This is a genomic window from Candidatus Proelusimicrobium excrementi (assembly GCF_937881865.1).
GTDB classification, from domain to species: domain Bacteria; phylum Elusimicrobiota; class Elusimicrobia; order Elusimicrobiales; family Elusimicrobiaceae; genus Proelusimicrobium; species Proelusimicrobium excrementi.
In genome coordinates this window covers 1-3,511 of sequence record NZ_CALGEO010000018.1, presented here as the reverse complement: position 1 = coordinate 3,511, position 3,511 = coordinate 1, and the positions used below count along the sequence as shown (strand labels likewise).

Genomic DNA, 3,511 nt, shown 5'->3' with positions numbered 1-3,511 from the left:
GTATTTTGCGTTTTAACGAGGCCTGAACCCCCGAGCGTATACTGTTAAAGGGCGGAGCCCGAGGTATCCGAAGGGGGTGAAAACGAAGTTAAAACGCAAAAGACGACGCAAAACATAATAAGGGTGGCCCTGCCGGGGGTAAGGGCAGGGCCTGTGGAATCCTCATAAATATACTATTATTCTAACAATTTTGCAATGTTTTTAAAGAAGTCCCCGGCTTTTTGCTCAAAATAGAAATCGCTTACGCCAGCAGTGTAAGAAGACGGCAAAGTGTTTATTTCTATTATTTTAGCTCCGTTGCGTTTGGCCGTCAGCGGCAGGGCGCAGGCGGGCATAACCTCGCCTGAAGTGCCGACTACAATCATAACGTCCGTCGCATAGGCAAGTTCCGCGCTTGCTTGGTAAACGCGCGGATTTATGCCCTCGCCGTAAAATATAAAATCAGGCTTAAGCACGGCCCCGCAAGATTTGCAGGAGGGGAGTTCCGCCTTTAAATCGACTTCGTTTATATGATACCGCTTGCCGCAGCCCGTGCAAATCAAATAATTTATCGTACCGTGAAATTCTTTTACGTTTATGCTTCCCGCGCGCTGGTGCAGATTATCTATATTCTGCGTTATTACGCCTTTAAGAAGGCCCCTTTTTTCCCAGGCGGCAAGCGTTTTATGGGCGATGTTCGGTTCGGCCTTGCCCATGGAATCAAAAAATATTTTCTTCATTTCGCGCCAGGATTCTTTGGGATTGGCGTAAAAGAAATCAATATCAATGGCGGAAGGGTCATAACGTTCCCAAAGGCCGCCCGCGCCGCGGAAAGGGGGAATGCCGCTCTCCACGGAAATACCCGCCCCCGTAAAGGCGGTAAGGAACTTGGCGTTCTTAATAATTTCTGCCGTTTCTTTCAGCATATAAAGATAAAATTATCAAATAGCCGGCAAAAAATCAACTGCGGTTTTTAACGATTAATTTTAAGACGGTAAAAAGGGGAAAAATCTTCATTGTGTTTAAAAGGATTTTATGTTACAATTCTCTTGTAGACTCAAAAGCAAGACAAAATGACGGCTTACAACGCAAAACGCCCCTAAATTTTAATCGGCGAGCGTTTATTTTGCCTTGCCTTTGTATATTATAACAGGAGAATATATGTTATCAAAGTTTATCAACTGGATGAAGCCTCTTAAAGATGCTGACCAAAGATTAACGGATGAAAAAACGATAAAAAGAACTTATACGATTTGGCGTATAAAGATGTTCTTCGGTATGTACTTCGGCTACGCGCTCTTTTACTTTACAAGGAAAAACCTTGACTTCGTAAAACCTGCGCTTAAAGATAATTTCGGGTTTGACATAATCCAACTCGGTATCATCGGCACCACGATATACGCCACCTACGGCGTAGGCAAGTTTTTAAGCGGCGTCATGGCGGACAAATGCAATATAAGGTCCGTAATGGCTTTGGGGCTGTTCTGCTCCTCGCTGATAAACTTGGCTTTCCCCTTCCTGCCGCAGTTCCAAGGCTGGCTTTCAAATATGCATATCGCCATACCGTTGGTCGGCATAGCGGCTTTTGCGTGGGGGTTAAACGGCGTATTCCAATCCATGGGGTTCCCTCCGGTAGCCAAAGGCTTGGTATATTGGTTCTCCCCCAGTGAAAGGGCCACCAAATGGACTTTATGGTCCTCCAGCCACACCTTCGGGGCTTTCTTCGTAGGCGTATTGATAACATATTTACTTAAATTCGATTTATGGAGAATGGCTTTCATTATACCCGCCATTATGGGTATATCTTACAGTATTTTCCTGTTATTCTTCCTTACCGACAAACCCACCACGGTAGGTTTGCCGCCTATTGACGAGTACAAAAACGACCCTATGCCGATTAAAAAAGACACGGGCCTTTCCCATTGGGAAATCCTCAAAAAACACGTCTTCAGCAATCCGTTCTTATGGGCTTTGGCGGTTTCTTACGTATTTGTCTACTATGTACGTTTCGCCACTTTGGACTGGGGCACGCTCTTCTTGGTGGAAGACAGAGGCTTTACCCAAGCCGCCGCCGTTTCCGCTTTGAAATGGATGCCTTTCCTCGGTATGCCGGGCGGTATCGTAGCCGGTTATCTGGCGGATAAATTATTCCAGGGCCGCTGCACTCAAATGAATCTTATTTATTTGACCATACTCGCGGCAAGCTGCTGGGGCTTTTACAAACTCGCCGGCACCGACGCGTTTTTCTGGACGTCCTTACTCGCGGCTTTTATCGGTTTCTTCGTGGACGGCCCTCAGAACTTGGCCGGCGGCGTACAGACCAGCCGTATCGTAACGCAGGAATCCGTTTCCGCGGCGTGCGGTTTTACCGGCATGTTCGGTTATTTCGGCGCGATGTTATCTTCCAGCGGCGCGGCTTTCATCAGCAAGCATTACGGCTGGCAAGGCGTATTCGTTTCCTGCATAATATCTTGTATCATAGCCGGCGCGTTGATCTCCACAACTTGGAAAAAGGAATCAGCCGGAATTTCAAAATAAGCGAAGTTTTTTCAATCTGCAAAGCCCCCGTTTTAGACGGGGGCTTTTTGCGTCATAAGGGGCTTGCAAAAAACAAATTTATTTTCTAGGATATTTTTAGAACAAAATATAGAACGCGTAAAAATAAACAATTTTTATTTTAACCTTAAGGAATGTTTATGAAAAAACTCCACCCTAATCAGGAAAAACTGCTTAAACTGCTTAAAGAACATCAGGATAATCCTCTTACCATGGAAGAACTTGCCCTGCAAATGGATATCTCAAGCAAAAGCGTGGTGCATTATCACATAACCCAGCTTGAAAAAAAGGGCTATATAACCCGCAGTGCAAACAACGCCCAGCAGTATTATATAAACGATACCGAGGAAAACGTAATATACCTTCCGCTTTACGGAATGGCAAAATGCGGCCCGGCCGGAACGATACTTGACGGCACTCCCAGCAGAGTAGTCCCCGTGGATCCGGCGATGGTAAACTTCCCGGTATGCAAAGGTTTTATGGTGGAAGCCAAAGGGGATTCTATGACGGACTTAATAAACCCCAAAGATTGGCTTATAGTGGAAAAGAGCAATACTCCCAATCAAAGGGACGTTATAGTCTGTTCCAACAACGGGGAAACTATGGTAAAGCGTTTTGTAAAAGACGGACGCAGCGGCAATATACTGCTGGTATCGGATAACCGCAAATACGCCCCCATAATAGCGGATAAAGATTCCCTTAAGATAGACGGCATAGTAAGAAGCGTTTTAAAACGCGGGATTTAAAAACCTTAAAAATACAGGCATATTGCAAATGTTTCGGCGCTCTTTTAAGAGCGCCGTTTTTTGTTTTAGGTTTCCGTCTGAACAGCAATCATTCCAGCTTACAATTTGCTTTTACCTTTGGCCTGATTTTAGCCTTTTCTTTAGTTCGGATACCTCGCCGCCTTCGGCGGCATAGTTAGGTTAAGCAAAGCCTTATACTGCACCTTGCGCCGCTCTGATTTTTAAAAGAG

At 45.3% G+C, this 3,511-nt stretch carries 3 protein-coding genes; 2 read left to right on the top strand and 1 reads right to left on the bottom strand.

The genetic code is table 11. The features are described 5' to 3' along the window. Positions 1-176: 176 nt before the first annotated feature. Positions 177-905, bottom strand: a complete 729-nt coding sequence (locus ACQY26_RS01305; RefSeq protein ID WP_428047278.1) for an SIR2 family NAD-dependent protein deacylase — start codon at positions 903-905, stop codon at positions 177-179. Between the two features lie 235 nt (positions 906-1,140). Here ACQY26_RS01305 and ACQY26_RS01300 point away from each other — a divergent pair, with 235 nt between their 5' ends. Together ACQY26_RS01300 and ACQY26_RS01295 are read left to right on the top strand one after the other, a co-directional pair. Further along, positions 1,141-2,517 (top strand): MFS transporter, encoded by a 1,377-nt coding sequence (locus tag ACQY26_RS01300; protein ID WP_428047277.1) that lies wholly within the window; start codon positions 1,141-1,143, stop codon positions 2,515-2,517. A 158-nt stretch (positions 2,518-2,675) separates the two neighbouring features. Next, the gene (locus ACQY26_RS01295; protein ID WP_428047276.1) at positions 2,676-3,281 is read left to right on the top strand and encodes a LexA family protein; all 606 of its coding nucleotides are present in this window, start codon (positions 2,676-2,678) and stop codon (positions 3,279-3,281) included. Positions 3,282-3,511 lie beyond the last annotated feature (230 nt).